The sequence below is a fragment of the Pseudomonas petroselini genome (assembly GCF_045037875.1).
GTDB classification, from domain to species: domain Bacteria; phylum Pseudomonadota; class Gammaproteobacteria; order Pseudomonadales; family Pseudomonadaceae; genus Aquipseudomonas; species Aquipseudomonas petroselini.
Map to the genome: position 1 here is coordinate 3,827,025 of NZ_CP173614.1, position 17,958 is coordinate 3,844,982.

The 17,958-nt window shown below is 51.3% G+C and carries 18 protein-coding genes and 1 pseudogene; 10 read left to right on the forward strand and 9 right to left on the reverse strand.

Translation table 11 applies throughout. The features are described 5' to 3' along the window. A complete protein-coding gene (locus ACI512_RS17525; RefSeq protein WP_103392421.1) occupies positions 1 to 969 on the forward strand; it encodes an XdhC family protein in 969 nt (322 codons plus the stop codon). 136 nt (positions 970 to 1,105) lie between these two features. Here the strand turns inward: ACI512_RS17525 and ACI512_RS17530 are convergent, their stop codons facing one another. The 6 genes from ACI512_RS17530 to ACI512_RS17555 form a co-directional block, all read right to left on the reverse strand. Next, positions 1,106 to 2,017 carry a LysR substrate-binding domain-containing protein gene (locus ACI512_RS17530; RefSeq protein WP_074845523.1) on the reverse strand — a complete coding sequence of 304 codons (912 nt, stop codon included), beginning with the start codon at positions 2,015 to 2,017 and terminating at the stop codon, positions 1,106 to 1,108. Between the two features lie 396 nt (positions 2,018 to 2,413). Continuing rightward, positions 2,414 to 3,646 carry an NAD(P)/FAD-dependent oxidoreductase gene (locus ACI512_RS17535; RefSeq protein ID WP_074845520.1) on the reverse strand — a complete coding sequence of 411 codons (1,233 nt, stop codon included), beginning with the start codon at positions 3,644 to 3,646 and terminating at the stop codon, positions 2,414 to 2,416. Between the two features lie 99 nt (positions 3,647 to 3,745). Further along, a complete protein-coding gene (locus tag ACI512_RS17540) occupies positions 3,746 to 4,063 on the reverse strand; it encodes a 2Fe-2S iron-sulfur cluster-binding protein (RefSeq protein WP_074845517.1) in 318 nt (105 codons plus the stop codon). A 132-nt stretch (positions 4,064 to 4,195) separates the two neighbouring features. Continuing rightward, positions 4,196 to 4,705 carry a 3-phenylpropionate/cinnamic acid dioxygenase subunit beta gene (locus tag ACI512_RS17545; RefSeq protein WP_074845515.1) on the reverse strand — a complete coding sequence of 170 codons (510 nt, stop codon included), beginning with the start codon at positions 4,703 to 4,705 and terminating at the stop codon, positions 4,196 to 4,198. Between the two features lie 41 nt (positions 4,706 to 4,746). After that, on the reverse strand, positions 4,747 to 5,988 hold the full coding sequence (locus ACI512_RS17550; RefSeq protein WP_074845511.1) for an aromatic ring-hydroxylating dioxygenase subunit alpha: 1,242 nt from the start codon (positions 5,986 to 5,988) through the stop codon (positions 4,747 to 4,749). A 213-nt stretch (positions 5,989 to 6,201) separates the two neighbouring features. Continuing rightward, entirely contained in the window at positions 6,202 to 7,428 is a 1,227-nt protein-coding gene (locus ACI512_RS17555) for a CaiB/BaiF CoA-transferase family protein (RefSeq protein ID WP_074845508.1), read from the reverse strand. 494 nt (positions 7,429 to 7,922) lie between these two features. Between ACI512_RS17555 and ACI512_RS17560 the strand changes: the two genes are divergently transcribed. From ACI512_RS17560 to ACI512_RS17600, 9 genes and pseudogenes are all read left to right on the forward strand, one after another. Further along, a complete protein-coding gene (locus tag ACI512_RS17560; protein WP_074845505.1) occupies positions 7,923 to 8,438 on the forward strand; it encodes a DUF1993 domain-containing protein in 516 nt (171 codons plus the stop codon). A gap of 467 nt (positions 8,439 to 8,905) precedes the next feature. Further along, entirely contained in the window at positions 8,906 to 9,382 is a 477-nt protein-coding gene (locus ACI512_RS17565; protein WP_074845502.1) for a hypothetical protein, read from the forward strand. Between the two features lie 214 nt (positions 9,383 to 9,596). After that, positions 9,597 to 10,388 carry a crotonase/enoyl-CoA hydratase family protein gene (locus tag ACI512_RS17570; protein WP_231809700.1) on the forward strand — a complete coding sequence of 264 codons (792 nt, stop codon included), beginning with the start codon at positions 9,597 to 9,599 and terminating at the stop codon, positions 10,386 to 10,388. Positions 10,389 to 10,393: 5 nt separating this feature from the next. Further along, positions 10,394 to 11,113, forward strand: coding sequence for a dienelactone hydrolase family protein (locus ACI512_RS17575; protein ID WP_139273484.1), 720 nt, complete (start codon positions 10,394 to 10,396; stop codon positions 11,111 to 11,113). Between the two features lie 370 nt (positions 11,114 to 11,483). Beyond that, a complete protein-coding gene (locus tag ACI512_RS17580; protein WP_231809701.1) occupies positions 11,484 to 12,440 on the forward strand; it encodes a Xaa-Pro peptidase family protein in 957 nt (318 codons plus the stop codon). 273 nt (positions 12,441 to 12,713) lie between these two features. Further along, positions 12,714 to 13,631 carry a transporter gene (locus ACI512_RS17585; RefSeq protein ID WP_231809702.1) on the forward strand — a complete coding sequence of 306 codons (918 nt, stop codon included), beginning with the start codon at positions 12,714 to 12,716 and terminating at the stop codon, positions 13,629 to 13,631. A gap of 543 nt (positions 13,632 to 14,174) precedes the next feature. Then, a complete protein-coding gene (locus tag ACI512_RS17590) occupies positions 14,175 to 14,690 on the forward strand; it encodes a transporter (protein ID WP_341869908.1) in 516 nt (171 codons plus the stop codon). A gap of 112 nt (positions 14,691 to 14,802) precedes the next feature. Then, positions 14,803 to 15,030 carry an aldehyde dehydrogenase family protein gene (locus tag ACI512_RS17595; RefSeq protein ID WP_074845491.1) on the forward strand — a complete coding sequence of 76 codons (228 nt, stop codon included), beginning with the start codon at positions 14,803 to 14,805 and terminating at the stop codon, positions 15,028 to 15,030. 340 nt (positions 15,031 to 15,370) lie between these two features. Continuing rightward, positions 15,371 to 15,523 (forward strand): annotated as a pseudogene (locus ACI512_RS17600) (ATP-binding cassette domain-containing protein); the annotation flags it as partial. Positions 15,524 to 15,670: 147 nt separating this feature from the next. On the opposite strand, the gene ACI512_RS17605 reads toward ACI512_RS17600, so the two are convergent. Genes ACI512_RS17605 through ACI512_RS17615 form a run of 3 tightly spaced genes read right to left on the reverse strand, consistent with a single transcriptional unit; the run spans position 15,671 to position 17,931 of the window. After that, the gene (locus tag ACI512_RS17605) at positions 15,671 to 16,633 is read right to left on the reverse strand and encodes an alpha/beta fold hydrolase (RefSeq protein WP_074845488.1); all 963 of its coding nucleotides are present in this window, start codon (positions 16,631 to 16,633) and stop codon (positions 15,671 to 15,673) included. Positions 16,634 to 16,665: 32 nt separating this feature from the next. After that, positions 16,666 to 17,064, reverse strand: coding sequence for a helicase (locus ACI512_RS17610; protein ID WP_074845484.1), 399 nt, complete (start codon positions 17,062 to 17,064; stop codon positions 16,666 to 16,668). Between the two features lie 21 nt (positions 17,065 to 17,085). After that, positions 17,086 to 17,931: an alpha/beta fold hydrolase gene (locus ACI512_RS17615; RefSeq protein ID WP_074845725.1), complete on the reverse strand. Its 846-nt coding sequence runs from the start codon at positions 17,929 to 17,931 to the stop codon at positions 17,086 to 17,088. Positions 17,932 to 17,958 lie beyond the last annotated feature (27 nt).

Here is a 17,958-nt window from a genome sequence, read left to right on the forward strand (position 1 = left end):
ATGGACCACCTTGACCTTCTGGTGATCAGTCAAGCCAAAAAGTGGGCGGCTGAGTCGAGATCGCTATGGCTTTGCACAGTGTTGACTACCTATGGTTCTGCACCCCGTAGCCCCGGGGCCATGCTTGTTGCTTTGCCGAACGGCGAAAATCGAGGTTCACTTTCCGGTGGATGCATAGAAGAGGACTTTCTAGAAAGACTAACTAATGGTGAGTTAGAACCTATTAATCAAATTATTCGCTACGGTGACGGTGGTTTACCTTCCGGCAAATCACTTCCATGCGGTGGAGTGCTCGACATTCTAGTGGAGCACTTTGCTGGTGGGCCGGAGGTTTTGTCTCACTTCGCCATTCTTGAGAAGGGACTATTGGGCAGCTATTCATGTCGGCGGGTCGTTCTCCTAAAAGGTCTCGTTCGTCAAGTAGAGCGGTGTAGAAGCGACGGCCCTCGAATAGACCAGCAGGGCGATAGGGTCTTCATCCGTCTAGGTGCGGTGCGTCGGCTCATCGTTGCGGGGATGTCGCCAGTTGCTGAATACTGCGCTAGTTTTGCAATAGCGCTTGGTTATGAAGTTATCATTTGTGAACCGCGAGAAGAATATCTTAAAAACTTTAGTCTACCAAACGTTCAACTAGTAGCTCAATTACCGGCGCTGTATATTTCAGAGTTTGGATGTCACGAGTCAACTGCCGTCGTGGCGCTAACTCATGATCCAAAATTTGATGATCTTACGATGATAGAGGCGGTGCGAACAAAGGCCTTTTACATAGGCGCGATGGGATCTGCAAAGTCTAGCGTCAAGAGAAAAGAACGCCTAAAGCGTTTAGGAGGGTTAGGTGACGACGACCTATCAAGAATTCAGGCGCCTATTGGTTTGAACTTAGATAGTAAAACGCCCGCTGAAATAGCGCTTGCGGTAATGGCGGATATAGTACGCACTGCCAACGGTGTTGGGCGCAATGATCTCTGATACGATAGGCCCTCCAGGAATATGGCCCCGAAGGGCCTACAGGCTTAATTGTCCCCCTCATTAAGGGGTGGCGTCTCCTTGATTGCTCAAAGCAGCTTCAGCTATAGAGCCTTCAAGGTGAGTAACTAACAACTGCTTAGAATATGCTTTCTATTGAAGCGAAACGTTCCCTAACTATCTCCGCGAACGCTATAGCACTGAGCGTACGATGCCTATGCCCAGGCCACATGATCGCTGAAGTACGTAAGGGGATAGGATCAATAATTGCTAGAGCTGTAACTTCGTTTGTGATTTGTACCGCGCTCTCCGGAAGAATTGCGGCTAGATCGGTGGTCGTTGCTAAACTTACCATTAGCTCTATTGTGTTAGTCTCACAAGCCACCCTATGCTGAATACCCGCTCCGCGAAAATAGTTGTCGATCATCTGGCGGGTGAAATAGTTTCGGTCAAGCAGCACTAACGGGTGCTCTCCAAGTTCACTCCACGTGACCTCGAGCTTCTCTGCTAGCGGATGGTCGCGTCGCACAAGTACTACGAGTCGTTCCTTTAGGATAGTTTCTACCTTAGTGTCTTCCATCATCGCAGGGACAAAGGCGATTCCCAAGTGAATTGTGCCTTCGGCCAGTTGCCTTTCAATACTACCTGCTGCCAAATCTAATACTTGAAGCTGGATCGCAGGATATTTCAGACGAAATTCGGAAATGATTGGAGGCATCAAGCGCTTTATAAATGATTGCGTGACTCCAAGCCGGAGATCTCCGCGCTCTAGCCCCTCTAATTCGGATAGTGCGATACAACCTTCTTCGATGGCATTGATGCTTCGGGCAGCGTATTCACGGAAGATCTTGCCTGCTTGCGTGAGCCGAACAGTTCCACCAGTACGATCAAACAATGGCATGCCGATCTGTGCTTCAAGCTCAGATAGCTGGTGCGAGAGTGTTGGCTGCGTCACAAACAGACTTTCCGCAGCCTTGGAAAAATGCAAAGTTTCAGCAATAGCCAGGAAATATTGGAGTTGTCTGTACTTGATTGCTGGGCGTATTCTCATTTGATCATTGTAGCAGCGTGGCCTAAACCTTGGAACGGCGAGACGACGATTCGCATCGACAGCTCCAGTCATCCAGATTTTTGAAGGCTCATGTTATCAAAAAACGGCGGAGAGCCCCGCCGCACGGCATTATGTGGGAATCAGAGAACCAGCACTAGGACGCAAGCTGGAGTCGAAGGGGGGGGGGCGCATACCGGGGTGCAATGATTGGATACACCTTGCTTCAGTGAGCCTATTGGACGCGCTTTCGGCTCCTCCTCGACTCATCTGAACTCTGCCGATCCCCAAATCTCAAGAAAGGTTTCTACAAGAAGCGATTCGGACTGCAATCACTTTCACCGGATTTCCGCTTTGTCACCCTGGGCAAATCTTGCTTGCTCCGCCCGGTCGAGGTAATCAGCGTTCCGGCGCCCCGATTTCTTTTAAGGCTATACTCGCGTCCGCAAGTAGTTTCTGGTCTAAAATCGCTCCTGCAATAACGTGAGCTCGACCTTGAACATAATCTTTAATGGCATTCACGCAATCTATTGCGATAAGCCGACCGTTTTTAAGGTATAGAACAGAAAAACTACGATTTGATGGATTGCCGCGTAAGATGGTTTGGTCATACCCTAGCGACAGCCCGACGGTTTGCAGCTTGAGATCATACTGGTTCGACCAGAACCAGGGCACTGCATCGTAGGGTATAGGGTTGCCAAGAAGATGATTGACTGCAGTTTTCGCTTGGTCGCATGCATTTTGCACGGACTCCAAACGCACGCGCAGACCTCCTGCGAAACGATTAATGTGCGCCGCGCAATCACCGATAGCATAAATATCGGGCAAACTGGTTCGACAGTATTCGTCAACATCTACGCCATTGACACCGACTGCTCCGGCGGCGGTTAGGGGGGCCGTCTCGGGGACGATCCCGATTCCGACAATCACCATATCTGTCTCAATCCGTTCTCCGTCCTGCATCCGAACTGCGGTTGCCTGGTTGCCGGTTAACTCGATGCATTTCAGGCGGCAGCCAGTACGGATATCAATGCCTTGCGCGCGGTGTTCGGCTTCGTAGAAGGCTGATAGGTCTTCGCCTGCGACGCGCGCTAATGTCCGTTCTAATGCCTCTAATAGCACGACATTTTTTCCTAACTTTCTCAGTACTGCGGCAGCTTCCAGGCCAATGTAACCACCACCGATTATGGTCACATGATCAACTTGGCCTAGTTGCGCTAACATGGCGTCGATATCGTCTCGCCGACGCACCGTATGCACGTTGTCAGCGTCGCTCCCGCTGCATGTCAGCGCGCGCGGGCTCCCGCCGCCCGCCCACAGCAACGTTCGGTATGAGATTTTCATGCCTCCCGCGTAGATGCACTTCGCTTCAGGGTCAACGGCTGTCACACGCCGGCCAAGCAGTAGTACGATATTGCGCTCTTCCCAAAACGAGGTTGGGCGAATCAATATGCGATCGAAACTTTTATCGCCAGCAAAATATTCTTTCGAAAGAGGCGGACGCTCATAGGGGGGATCCTTTTCGTCACCAACCATGGCAATCGTGCCGCCAAAACCCAATTGTCTCAGAGAGATAGCTGCTTGGGCACCGGCATGTCCCGCGCCTACAATTACGACGTCAAAATAGCTCATCTGCGATCCTGTAATATTGGCACGCTTGGTGCTTCGGCTCCAGAGCGGAGTTTAGTCATGCACTGTTCTCAATGGATTCAGAGCTGACCATGGACTTTATTAGTCCGCCGGTGAGATCGTGACTCGTAAGCCATCCATTGCAGCCGTTAAGGTGACTTGGCAGGCAAGCCTTGACTGCGGCTTGCGGTGGTCGCTGCTGTCCAAAAGCTCATGCTCATCGTCGCTTAACGGGGGAATGGCATCTGTCTGTTCAGTTTCGAGATACACATGGCAGGTTGCGCAGGAACAACACCCACCACACAAGGCCAGCAGATCGTCGTAACCATTTTCCCTAATCGCTTCCATGAGCAACCGACCTTCGTGTGCCTCAACCAATCGTTCATGTCCAGTGCGATCTGTTATGAAAATTTGTAACATACAATTGTCCTATAATTATCGCATTACCTAGGCGAGGTGTATGCATTTCGTGGACCTAACTGGCCGATGTTATCGGCTCGATACTCTGTGTCCGCAAATGGTCGCTGTCTACGCGACCACAATTACGTGTTTCTAAAAAAACTGGTTCATATTCTTAGCGACGATTACTGTTTGATCTAAGAAGATATGCCTCTTCACAATCCGGAAGCCATCTTCGCCACGCCGTAGCACATCTTCACGTCGGCCAACGAACCAGTCCACGTCGGCATCAAGAGAGCATCGATAAAAAGTAAAGCAACATCCGATGGTGATCTCGTCGCCGTCTACTGCAATTCCCCTTACGTTCGAACACATGCGCCGCGTGCGTGGCGGAGGGCTTTCGCTCCAGGCATATGGACTCTCCAGCTTCGTGACCCTCCTTTTTAAGTCTTCTTTCCTTTCGTCGAAGAAAGCCATCTCCCCTTGGCGGGTGAATTCCTGGTCTACCTGTTTAGCAAGGCGTGTCTGCCTGATAGGCATCCAGTAGTGGCAGTCGTCAGTGAAGAGTTCAAGCCAATCCGAATAACGGTGTTCGTCGAGCAGTGCGGCTTCCGCATAAAGGAATTGTTCAATCTCGTGTTGAACTTCTGCATTCAAGAGCATAACGGCATCCTATTTTTTGTAATGAGCAGGTCTGCACCGATTTATCGTACCAACGGTTTCGAGTGTTTTTTGACTAAATCTGGCCAGCTATCTGCCGCCATAAATTCACTCCAGCAGCGTAGTTGCCAGCGCGCATACTCTTCCGTCGTTCGCGGGCCATTCTGCAGTACGGGGAAACCGTTGCCGCCGTCGGCTACCATACTGCCAGCGCCCAGGCCCATTTGATAGTTGAAGGGCACATCTTGCAGGGCCGCTGATTTCGCCCCTTTTGTGCAGTACTCCCAATTTTCGCCGTCGTCTTGCTCTATCATACCGGTCGGGCCGACTCGGCTAATGTTTCGCGCTATGACTTCGCGTCTTTCCTGTTCAGAAGCTTTTTTGTCCACAAATGTGAAATACCACTGTTCAATCTCGCCGGGACCCTTAGGGTGGCGAACTACTACGCACTGCAATAGATCGGTAAAAAGGCACGTGTGTGGAAAAATATTGGCGTGATGGTGTCCTACCATAGTGTCCTGGACGTGTCCGTACTCACCAAGGATCACATCGCCTGTATTTTTATCCCAGTAGCCCTTGTTGACTTCTGCGCGTGGCAACTGCCAGGCCTCAAATGCAGACGCGTGCGTGACACCAACATGGTAATAATCTTGATCGTTCTCCATAGCGAGCTTCCAGTTGCATTTCAACCGATGCCGGATAACGCCTGGGACAACTTCAATATCACCATAATTCGCGAGAGTGTCGATCATGTGGAGACCCGCTGAGCCTAGGAACTCTTGCAGCGGAGGTGCTTCAGGATCCATCGTGGCAAAAATGAAACCTCTATAAATTTCTACCTGCGCAGCTTTCCGCAGGCCAAGCTCCTCCCGATTGAGTTTTTTTTCATAGAGCTCATTGAACCCCGGGACACCTATTAGCTTGCCGCTTAAATCGTAAGTCCATCCATGGTAGGCGCACATAAATTGTGACGTATTTCCCGAGTGTGCTTTACACACCCCCGCACCCCGATGTCGACACGCGTTTAACATGACATTGACGCCGCCATCCTTTCCTCGCGTGACGATTACTTGTTCCTCCCCCATGTAAGTCTGAAAGAAATCGCCGGAGTTTGGTATTTGGCTGTCGTGCGCCATGAACAGCCACGCGCGTGCGAAAACTCGCTGAAGTTCTAGTTGATAAATTTTCTCATCTGAGAAGATTGCGCGATTAACAAGGCCGTTTTCATGATCGACCAATCGGCCGTAGTCTGTTTCAGCGGGGTATATCATAGAATTAGTAGTCATTTGTTTTCCTTATTATTGGATTTACCACCGCGTCCAGGGGCGCAATATCTGCACCTCCCTGACGACCTCACAAGCTATTCTCTAATCAATCCCTGCTAACGGTGCTGGCAAAATAGCTCAGCAAAACACTCCGTTTCTCCCCCTGTGGTGTACAAGAAGCCAGGGGCTAAGGGGAGCCATGCGCGATCTGTCATCGTGTGTTGAGTCCATTCATCATACGATCCCCATCATTTCCAGCTCGCGTACCCGTTCAGGCTTAATTTCCAATATGCTAGTCAGAATATCCATCGTAGCCGAACCCAATTCAGGCGGGGCCGAGTGGTAGCTAACGGGAGTAACTGACATCCGGATTGGATTCGCGACACTCGGCGCGACGCCTGAATGTGCGTGCGGAAGCTCAATTTTCGTGCCTCGCGCAACGACCTGCGGGTCTTTGAAGACAGCATCCATATCATTGATAGGTCCGCAAGGCACACTTACGGCTTCGAGCTTGCTAACCCAATCAGTTGTTTTCAGCTTGATCGTTAACTCATTCAATTGCGGAATTAGCGCCTCCCTATTTTCCACGCGTGCACGGTTCGTCACAAAGCGGTCGTCGATGGCTAGCGCTGGAGCGCCAAGCACGTCGCATAGTCGAGTGAACTGAGTGTCGTTCCCTACTGCAATAATCATGTGGCCATCGGCTGTTGGAAAATCTTGATACGGCACGATGTTAGGATGCGAATTGCCAAGTGGAATCGGAGCGGTGCCGCTGACGAGATAGTTCATTGACTGGTTGGCTAGGCAAGCCACCTGCACATCAAGCAGTGCCATGTCGATGTGTTGACCCTCTCCTGTACGGTCACGATGCGCGAGCGCTGCCAAGATGCCTACGCTGCCGTAAAGGCCGGTCAGGATGTCTGTAAGCGCAACGCCGACCTTCTGTGGTCCCGCGCCGGGCTCACCCGTCTTACGCCCTGTGATGCTCATCAATCCACCCATGGCTTGGATGAGAAAATCGTAGCCAGGACGTTTTGCGTAGGGGCCCGTTTGGCCAAATCCAGTGATTGAGCAGTAAATGATGCCCGGGTTGACCGCTTTTAAAGATTCATAATCTAAGCCGTAGGCCTGCAGCCCTCCAACCTTAAAATTCTCTATTACGACATCCGATTTGCTTGCCAGCTCCACAATAATTTTTTGCCCCTCTGGGCGCGTGAAATCGACTGTAACGGATTTTTTGTTGCGGTTGGCACAAAGAAAGTAGGCCGCATCTCCGGTAACATCGCCATCGCTTTTTCCCTGCAAGAAGGGCGGTCCCCATGACCTTGTGTCATCACCGCCGTCAGGACGCTCTATCTTAATAACTTCTGCGCCTAAATCGCCTAGCAACTGCCCACACCAGGGCCCGGCGAGGATGCGAGATAGGTCCAATACCCTGATGTGCGAAAGAGCACCACTCATGTGTCTAGTCCCGCCTGTTAAAGGCTCCTAGCATGCCCGGACGCTTCAGGGGGGAGAAATGACATGTTTCTATACGGCGCATGCACGGTTTGCATACCTTCGAAAAATAGCCCGATTGTTATTTGGCATCCTGCTGAGCGAGTAAAAATCGCATCTAACCCGGCGGGTTCAGCTAGGCGTCTCCATCGCGATTCACGCTACGTCATGGTGATTTTCGATGCTCGGTATCGAAAATCACCATTAGATAAATTGTGTTCTCCCTGTAGCCTCGAAAGGACCAGCCGACGTTGCTTCTGAGATTTTCGGACGGTAGGTGGTTGCGTCTCCTGACGGCAGCTATGACTAAAGTCGCTAACCCTTTTTGTTGTGAATGAGCGTGATTAGGGTTGATTAGCTGGGCAAGTGAGGCGATCTTGCTTTTGCTCCTGGAAGAGATGTTGTTGACGGCCGGCCCGCTCTGCTGATGTGCAAAATAATTTATAAGGCGTCCTGCTATGACGATTGCAATTTTTGACATTACTTTGACTCCGTATCGGCGTGTATTGAGTAGCCTTGCTGATTGTCTTGACTTAGGACTGGCTCATTGCATGAAGCAGGGTGTTGATCCAGAAAACATCAAATTTGCCCGTTTAACAGAAGACATGAACCCGTTTGATTTTCAGGTTCAGGCTGTCGTCCATCATTGTGTTAACGGTGCTAAGGCGCTAGTCGAGGGAACTCTTGGTCCTGTAGAACTTCAAGACATGACGTATGTAGAGCTGACACAGTATCTCCGGGCCGCGAACAGGGCACTTTCTGAATTCTCGCCTTCCGATGTAAATGAGGCCGCGGGACGGATCGTGACCTTCCGGAACGGGGAGTTTTCGCTCCAGTTTACGACGGAGAACTTTGTGCTTGCTTTTTCGCTACCAAATTTATATTTCCATGCCACTACTGCCTACGACATTTTGCGGATGAGGGGTGTGATGCTCGGCAAAAAGGATTACCTCGGCATACTGCCAATCAAATAAGTAGCTTGTTAGTTGATATGACTCTCGCGGGAGGTTTGGAGTAAAATGATCTCGGCTCGTATTTTATTGGCTGTCATCCTGCTAGGTTATGTTCTTCTAACGTTAACTAAAGTGCCTTAATTTTGTCCGTGCATATTGAATTTATGTCGAAAGCTTCATGGCGCAAAGCTCCAAAATTATAATTCTCCTTTTAGATTTGAAGAGAGGGAAGCAATTTCTGGGAGCTATAACGTCCGTAGTGAGGATATTACAGTCTTTGCGAGGTTTGCATTTTGGAGGTAAAGATGCATTTGGTTCATGATTTACTTCATAGGTAATGCTGATGCGGTTGGCTAAGTCTGTCCGTCATGGGCAGGATCAGCGCTCGGTCAGTTGATGGCAGTGACGTTTTTATTGAAGCCAGAAGAATTGGCTATATTTGCATGATGTGATTAGTTAATTCCTTATATAAAAATAGGAGACAGGACATGATTTTTCACGCTTCTATCCCGGCAGATAACCCCCAACGAGTCGCCGAGGTTATGGCAGAGATATGGGGAGGAGAGGCGTTCCGTTTTCCGCCTTGGCCGGGTGCCTACGTTGCAATCGCCGGGGATGATCGCGGTACCACCTGTGAGGTTTATCCCCGATCTCAAACGATGGCTAGAGGAGATGGAGAGCAACCGGCGTGGCCGAAAGTGGACGAGATGCCTTCTGAGTTTACTGTTCACCACATTGCGGTGATGACCGAAAAGTCAGAAGAAGAAATTTTAGCTCTTGCTCAGCGTGAGGGGTGGCGTGCATTGCGCTGTTCGCGTGGGCATTTTTTTGACGTGATCGAAATGTGGGTTGAAAATCGCATGCTGGTAGAGGTTCTAACCAAAGAAATGCAGGTGGACTATCGAAAGAACGTCAATATGGAAATGTGGCGTTGGACTAAGGAAGAACCGCCTGTTGCTGTGTAGAAAATATAGTGCTCGCTGCAAGGATGCAGCGAGATATTTATCATGCTGAGTGTCGTTGGATGGGTTTCACTTTTAGTCGACAATAACTTCAGTATTAGAGTGTGAGCCTGTCGCGTTAAATTAGAATCTTTGAAGTAAAATGGGGCGGTTGCCCTCAGATAAGAACTTTGCCCTGCGTAACTTTATCGGTTATGGGAACGGTGGTGGCCCTACTATGAGTTTTATAAATTTTGAAATCGATGAGCATGTAGCATTAGTTACTATGAATTCGCCATCGACGCGCAATGCCTTAGGTACGCTTGAGCAATATGAGGCTATCGAAAGTGTCTGCCGGCGCATTTCTGAAGATCGGGCCATTCGGGCCGTGGTGTGGACCGGTGCTGGGCGTGCGTTCTGTGCGGGTGGTGATATTAAGCTTATGCGGTCTCGTTCGCTTGATCCGGAGTTAGAGCCCATCGAGGATCGATATCACTACAAGGAGGGTATCCATAGAATTCCACTCGCCCTGTATTACTTAGAAGTTCCGGTCATCGCAGCCGTCAATGGCGCAGCCATTGGTGCCGGTTTGGATCTTGCCTGCATGTGCGATATTCGCATCGCAGGCCAAAGTGCCACATTCGCAGAAAGCTTTGTGAGTTTGGGCATCATTCCGGGTGATGGGGGGGCTTTTCTACTGCAGCGGCTCGTTGGTTCCGCCAAAGCCGCGGAGCTGACCTACACCGCAGATACGATCACCGCCGAGGAGGCCCTTGCATGCAACCTAGTGTCACGGGTTGTACCGGATGAAGAGTTGATCGAACAGGCTATGCAGCTAGCGAAACGTATTGCGCGTAACCCTCCTCACGCTCTTCGAATGTCAAAGCGTCTCCTGCGGGAAGCACAGCATGCTAGGCTGGAAACGGTTCTAGAACTATCCGCTTCGTTCCAAGCATTGGCTCACTCTACCTTGGATCACAAAGAGCGAATCGACGCGGCTGTCAACCGCCTCCACCCAAAAAGAGGGTAGCTTTTTTGAAAACTGAATATGTAAAAGTACCAATGCATGACGGCGGCGAGATGGGCGCTTTTGTTGCCTACCCCGATGGGCAGCCTATCGGCTCGGTTATCGCGATCATGGAGATTTGGGGCGTTAACGACACCATGCGTGAACATGCCCAAGAGTTTGCACGGGCAGGGTACGTGTGCCTTGTACCTGATCTTTTTTGGCGGCAGGAGCCCGGCGTAGAACTTTCCGATAAAAATCCTGAAGACGTTAAACGCGCGTTCGACCTTTATTACGGGTTTGATTATGACCTCGGTGTTGAGGACATGGAGGACGTACGTGCTTTTCTATCTGGATCGTCCGCATCGAACGGTAAAGTCGGCGCGGTAGGCTACTGCCTGGGCGGTAAACTTTGTTATCTGATGTGTTGTCGCACTGACATTGATTGTGCCGTCGCTTATTACGGCACATATATCGAACATAATATCCGTGAGGCGGTGAGCTTGCATAGGCCGTTTATGCTGCATATGGCTATGAAGGATCGTTGGGTCCAGAAAGAAGTAAATGACTTGCTGATGCGCAACCTGTCGCCCAATCCGTTAGTGGAAATTCATCAGTACCCCGATGCTGATCATGCTTTTGCTCGTCACGGTGGTCTTACGTATAGCAAACCCGAGGCGGATCGAGCGTTAGAACTTTCGCTTAGCTTTTTTCAAAAGCATTTATCTGCAAGCGCGTCGCATCTGTAAATCCAGAAGGGTTTATTAGAGCTAAACACACGTGGCCCGCAATATAGAACCACGGACTGAACATTATAAGAATATGAGGTAAGACATGGCTGAGACTTTTATTCCCAATCCGCCGACACTCTCACTCGCAGAACGAGACCGCCGGTGGGGGCTGCTACGCGAAATGATGCGCCGCAATAATGTGGAGTGCCTCTTGGTGCCTGCTGCCCCGCTGCGCTATCCCGCCGATACATATTTTACTAACGATATCCCAGCTTGCGCAGTTGTGTTTCCCGTTGAGGGCGAACCTGTTGCTATACACCGCGGTGCCTCGGTCGCAGGGTCTTGGGCGCAAGCTAGGGATTGGGGCGAGGGGAGTTGGATCGAAGACATGCGTTTCGGTCCTCGGGGCGCGTTGATGGTGCAGGCGGTCAAGGAAAAAGGTTTAGCCAGAGGACGGATTGGCACGCTGGGCATTCTAGGGGGGCCCAATTTACTACCGTACGGCTGGACTCCTCAACCTATGTGGACGCAAATCCAGCGAGAATTGCCAGATGCCACGTTTGTTGAACTATGGGATGAATTTGCGGCAATTTGGCTGGTCAAGAGCAGCGAGGAGTTGGCCCTATATCGCTACGTATCTCAGCTGTCCGAACAGGCATGTAAAGTAATGCTGGATGTGACTAGGCCAGGCGTCAGTGAGACTGAAGTCTTTTCCGCTGTCATGCACGAATTTCATCGCAACGGCGCCGGCATGGCCCACGATCTTTTCCTTCACTCGGGCCCGGAGAACTTAAGTTGGGATGCTCCGCGCTGGCTCTATCGCGCGCAACGACCACGGGTTATTCAGGATGGCGATGTCGTCATGTCCGAAATGATGCCTGTGGTGGGTGGTATCGAAGCTCAAGCTCAGATGTGTATCGCCGTTGGTGATGTTGCCGAAGATTTTTTGCGCGCTGCGGCGGTGGCGCGCGAATCTTACGAAGCAGGTTTGCGGACCTTGCGTGCCGGAGTCACTTTTGGTGAAGTTGCCGAGGCAATGCAGGCGCCCCTTCGCCGCGCGGGTGCGTGGCACTTAACTCCGCATGTTCATAGCGTTTCGCCGCTCACCCTGGTGAGTCCAGTCACGGAAGGGCTGGACCGTAGCATCAAAGACATGTTTAAGCACGTTCAAGAGTTAGGTGGAAGCGGCCTTGACGTTGAGCTAAAGGCAGGGATGTTGATTCAGCTCGAGCCTAACGCTGCGTTTGGTAGGCGCCAGGTAAACATCGGAGGCAATGTCATCGTCACTGAGTCTGGATGCGAAGAGCTGAATGATATCCCAACGCATTTGCGCTTTGTGAAGTAGATAGGCCTTTTAGTAGTCAGCTTGGCCCCATCATGTACAATCACAAAACGCCTGCGACTCATTAAAACCCTCTGTTAAGCGGTGAAATTATTTCAAGGGAATGATCGGAAGTCATCTAAGGGAGAGCTTCCGTAGTGGAAGCTCTCTTGAAGATGATAAGCGGTGTTGGTATACGTCTAAGACTAGGCCCTACATAGATTTGTCGTATGGTTGCACGTAAGCCTTAGAGGTAATAATTGCATAAGCCTAATAAAAATAAATAAAGGTGGCGCCGTGTCTAAATATATAAATAATGATTATCTCGTTGTCGCAAGCAGCCTCTTGCTCCTTTGCTCGTCTGCACAAGCAACTGAAGCAGGGGCAGTCCATTATCCGATTGGTGCTAATACGATAATGAACGCGGTGCTCCCTATGCCAGGTAACACGGCGTTGTATCTATATGTTCAAAATTATCATAGCAATCGCCTAAATGACACCAAAGGGAATTCCATTGACAAGAATTTCAGTTTAGACGTGCAAGCTGTTGCGCCGAGATTTCTTCATACATGGGAGCAGAAGCTTGGTCCGTTCTTTATGACGACTGTAGTTGTTACCCCTATGATAAATATCGACGTTAATTTGTTTGGTCGTCATGAAAAGAACGCTGGGTTTGGTGATCCGTCCATCGCTCCCATTTATCTCTATTATGTCAGCCCTGGTAGCGATTTCTTCGCTTATACAGGCGTCGACTTCTATGTTCCGGTCGGCGAGTATGACGAAGACAGTATAGCAAATCCAGGTCTTAACTATTGGAGTGCTAGTCCTTCGGTAAATTTTACTTGGCTACCTAGTCCTCGGGTCGATATGTCAGCTACGTTATACGCTGAGTTTAACGCAAAAAACAAAGCCACAGGCTATCGATCAGGCAACACCGCAACACTGGATTTTGGTATGTCTTACAGACCATTCCTCTCAGTTCCACAGGTCAGGGTCGCGCTGCAAGGTTCTGCGTTCAAGCAGTTCACCGATGATGAACAAGACGGCAGTGATTTGCCCGGTGGGAACAGAGGGCAAGTTTTCTCATTTGGGCCTCAAGTGTCTTATGATCTGGGGGGCGGGGCAGCGATCCTGTTGAAATATCAACAGGAATTTAAAGCTGAAAACCGCCCAGAAGGTAATAAGGTATGGATGCAAGCCGTGGTACCACTATGAAAGCTATCCCAATATTAAACTTAAAACAAGAATACGAGCCCCCGGATCTGCATATGATCGTATTAAACGTTTGAATCTGTCAACTAGGGAGGCTTTAGGAGTGGCCTTGCGGTGAGGTTTAACGTCTTGCATTCCAGTTCCAAACAACAATAACAATTAAGGGCAGCCAAAATGTTCAAAGGCATAGCTATAACTATTTGTGTCTGCATCGGGTCGTTTTCCATGCACTCCTTTGCGGTTGATGTTAGCAATCCAACCTACCGTCCACTCCCTCCGGGCGCGAATCTCGCGTTATGGTACGAAATTAACTCGCGGTCTTCCGAGTTTAAGCCTAATGGTCAAAAAACGATCAAGGATAGAACAAATCTAGACGTACACATCAGCATGTTTCGCTATATTCACTATATGTAGGTAGTCGGATATACAGTAGCGCCGCAGATTTTGCTTCCTTACGGCAAAGTATTTGACGGCCGTATTGCCGGGCGTGAATTAGACGACGCCGCGGGAATGTTGGATCCGATGGTGACGGCCACCACTTGATTCATCAATGAGCCTGGAACGGGCCCGGAAGGAAGATTTTTTAGTGTAACGCCTATTTTGTATCTGCTGTTGGGCAGCTATCACAAAGGCGACATTACGAATCTCGGTGAGAATCGTTATAAGCTCGAAACTCACTTTAACTTAGTGCAACCACTTTGGGGGCCAACGTCCCTCGATATTACCGGCGGTATCACGCTTTACGGAGATAATGACGAGGCTGGCGATGGCAGCCAGAAACTTGAGCAAGATCCTTCTGCCTCTGTTCAGGCTTATCTCAGTACCCGGCTGAACCCTACGCAGACGTTTGCTGTTGGCTTCGCAGCTGAAAAGGGCGGAAAGCGATACTTAGACGACACTTATCTTCAGCAGAAGAATGATTACAAGCAACTCAGGGTTGAGTTCCTCCAGTGGTTTTCCCAGCGAACTGGCGCAGCGATCATCCTAAGTCGAGACATCGACGTCGAGGGCGGATTTAAACGTGATCTTGGTGTAACAGTTGTTGGCGTGTACGCGTTTTAACTGCCGACAGCGGAGGCATGCTTTCGCTTCCATGCCTAATTTAGATAGTTAAAGCTCGGACTTTAGCCATCTTAGATTGGTTCGCGTACATAAATACTAAGTGGAGATTGAAATGAACAAAGCCCAAGCGGAGTTAGAGAGTGTATTTCCTACCCGATTTCCTTTGGCCATTGACGGCGAACTAATCCAAACCTTAGATCGCGGTCAAGTTATCAATCCCGCTACCGAGTCGGTTCTGGCGGACTATCCCAAGGCAAGCAAGCACGAATTTGAGGCGGCGATCGCAGCAGCCAAAAAAGCGTTTGGGCCATGGTCGCGTCTGACTTGGGGGGAGCGTTAGCCGCTTGTGTCTGCGCTTGCTGACTTGATAGAAGAACGACGAGAAGACTTCATTAGCCTCCTAACCCTAGAACAAGGCAAACCTTTGGCTGGGGCCGAATGGGAAAATTGGGGGCTGTATCCATTGGCTTCGAGAAGTGGCTGCGCAACAGCTTCCAGAGTCGACACATGAAGTACCCGGACAGAAAAGCGTCGTGAGTTGACACGTGCCGTTGGGTGTTGTGGGTGCGATAAGCGCCTCATCTCTGCGGCTCTTGAGTATTCAAACTGGTTCGTTGAGATTGAGGTATCCAAAGTACTGTTCACACAAAGCCCCTGTGAGCCCTGAAGGCATTATTCAGATGCAGGGCGTCTACAAGTGGTGCGGCCAGTTCCACGTGTTGAAAGACATCAACCTGAACGTCAAGCAGGGCGAGCGTATCGTGCTGTGTGGCCCGTCGCGCTCCGGCAAGTCAACCACCATCCGCTGCTTCTACCGTCTGGAAGAGCACCAGTAGGGTCGCATCGTGGTCGACGGCGTGGAGTCGCTTTCGGCTTTAGGAGGGTGTCGCAGATTGTTTCGCCATTGCTGCACTCTCAACTCAACCGGGTGGGCCACGCCGACGCCTGGCGTTCGAGCCAGGCGGATGCAAGCGTGTGTGTTAACGAGCGAGAAACGTGAGCGCGGCGGGTACGAAGTCGGCATAAAACTGAAATATGCCGCCATGACCGGCATCAGGGTAGGTGATCAATTCGCTGTGGGGGAGCCTGCGTGCAAGATCACGCGAGTTTTCGATTGGCACCATCAGGTCGTCTTCTCCATTGGCGATAAGCACCGGTTGCTTGACGACAGAGAGATCGGCGGGTGCTTTCTGGCCCCAGGCGCGCAGGGCCTTTAACTGCGCGCGATATGCGGAAAAGCTGATCTCATCGTCGCGCTTTTCAGAACGCTCTTTCAGCCGCTCCAGGAACGCCTTGCCTGCGGCGATTCCGTTAGCGGTACGGGTGAAGAACAGAAACTGTTTCGGATCCTGGAACGTGAAGAGGCCCCGGATCAGGGCTCTATTGGAGACGCCGGCGACGGTGCTGATGCCCTCGCCACCTGCCGGGCCGGTACCGGCCAGGATGATTTTGCGCACCAGTTGCGGCTCCTTGAGCACGATTTCCTGGGCGATCATGCCTCCCATCGAGAAGCCGAATAGGTCGACCTGCGTGTAGCCCTTGGCTTTTATGAAGCTGATTGCGTCATCCGCCATCTGTTCGATGGTTGCCGCGGGTTCGCCAGTTGAAGCGCCGACGCCACGGTTGTCGAACACGATAATGTGGTGTTGCGCCGCGATCCCGTCCACGACACGCGGATCCCAGTTGTCCAGCACGGCGGCCAAGTGGTTTAGGAACACGACGGGCGTGCCACCCTGATTCTGTCCAAGCTCACGATAGGCGTAGTAAACACCACCTGTGGAGACGAACTGGGTGCGTATATTTCGCCATTCGCCCCCTGGGCTAGATTCGCTTGATGATGGGCTTGGCGCGGTGGCGCCCACTGTCTGGGCCTGGGCGGATGCCGTATTGAAGGTTGCTGCAAACGTGAAGCACAGCACGGCCATTGCAAATAAGCGATGCATGGGTTTTTCTCCAGAGTTGAGTGTGTCGAGCCCTAGCGCGTGGTAAAAAAGACCTGCGCGGGGTCTTTGGTCGGCTGCAAGTATTCTGTTAATCCCTGGAACCACATCACCTCAACAAAATCACCGCTGATGTTCAGATCGCCTGTACGCAAGCCTGTCAGGAATTCATCCTTGCTGTCTTTAGCCGACAGTATGGCGAAGCCTCTTTCTGCGTTTCTGAACGACAGCGTGAATGCCGGCTTTTGCGTTAAACCTGCGGCGGATTTTATCTTTCCGTTCGCAACGGTGAAGTAGCGACCCACGCCATCCTCTGTTCGAATCTGAAAGACCAGCGACTTGCCATTAACCAGTTTTGCGCAGCCGGGGTTTTTCTTGATGGCCCGCTGTAACAGCTGGGTCAGCGCCCACAACAAAAATTTGAATTTCAGCATGATGTGCTGGCTCCGTAGGGGTTATTCGCTGAGGAACGCGGTGGCGTGTTTCAGAAAGCGCTCAGGGCATTGGAATTGGGCGCCGTGGCCCGCATCCGGGTACAGGAATAACTGGGCGTTCGGGATGTTCTGGGCCATGTACCAGGAGTTGACCGTTGGAATCATGATGTCATTCATGCCGTTGAGGATGAACGTTGGCTGTTTGATCGCACGTAGATGCTCGAACGGAGCATCGGGGTCCAGCTTGGGCATAAAGTGCATATGGGCCTCGATCTGGGCCTGCATCACCTGCACAGAGCTGGGGGGATCCTGATCGACACGCTGATGACGGCGCTCCCAGAACTCGCGGCCTGCCTGTCGCGCCGCTTCGGATCGACCGAAAAACAGAAACAGAAAATCGTCCACGGTGGGGATGGGCCGTGGTGCGGCCTCCAGCACGCCAGGGTCTGAGTCCGGGTTACCACCACGCGGCCCGGTACCCAGCAGCATCAGTTTGCGCACGAGGTCGGGATGGCGCCGTGTCAGGTCCTGGGCGATAAAACCGCCAAGCGAGAAACCCAGCACATCGACTGTTGATAGACCGAGTACGCGGATCACTGCGGCCGCGTCGTCGGCCATCAGCTCAATGCGGTTACGCGGTTTGCCGGAAGAGGAGGCAACGCCGCGACCGTTGTAGAGAATGACCTCGCGTCCCGCCGCCAGCCCATCCGTCATGATGGGGTCCCAATGATCCATGCCGCCACGGAAATGTTGGAAGAAGAACAGGGGCGGCTGGTCTGTCTTGTCATTGCCCCAGCGGCGATAGGCAAACGTGTCCCCATCGACGTCGACATAGAGGGTAGGGGCGGTTAGATGCGTATAGCTCATGTTGAAGTCCTCCAAGAGGTTGTCATG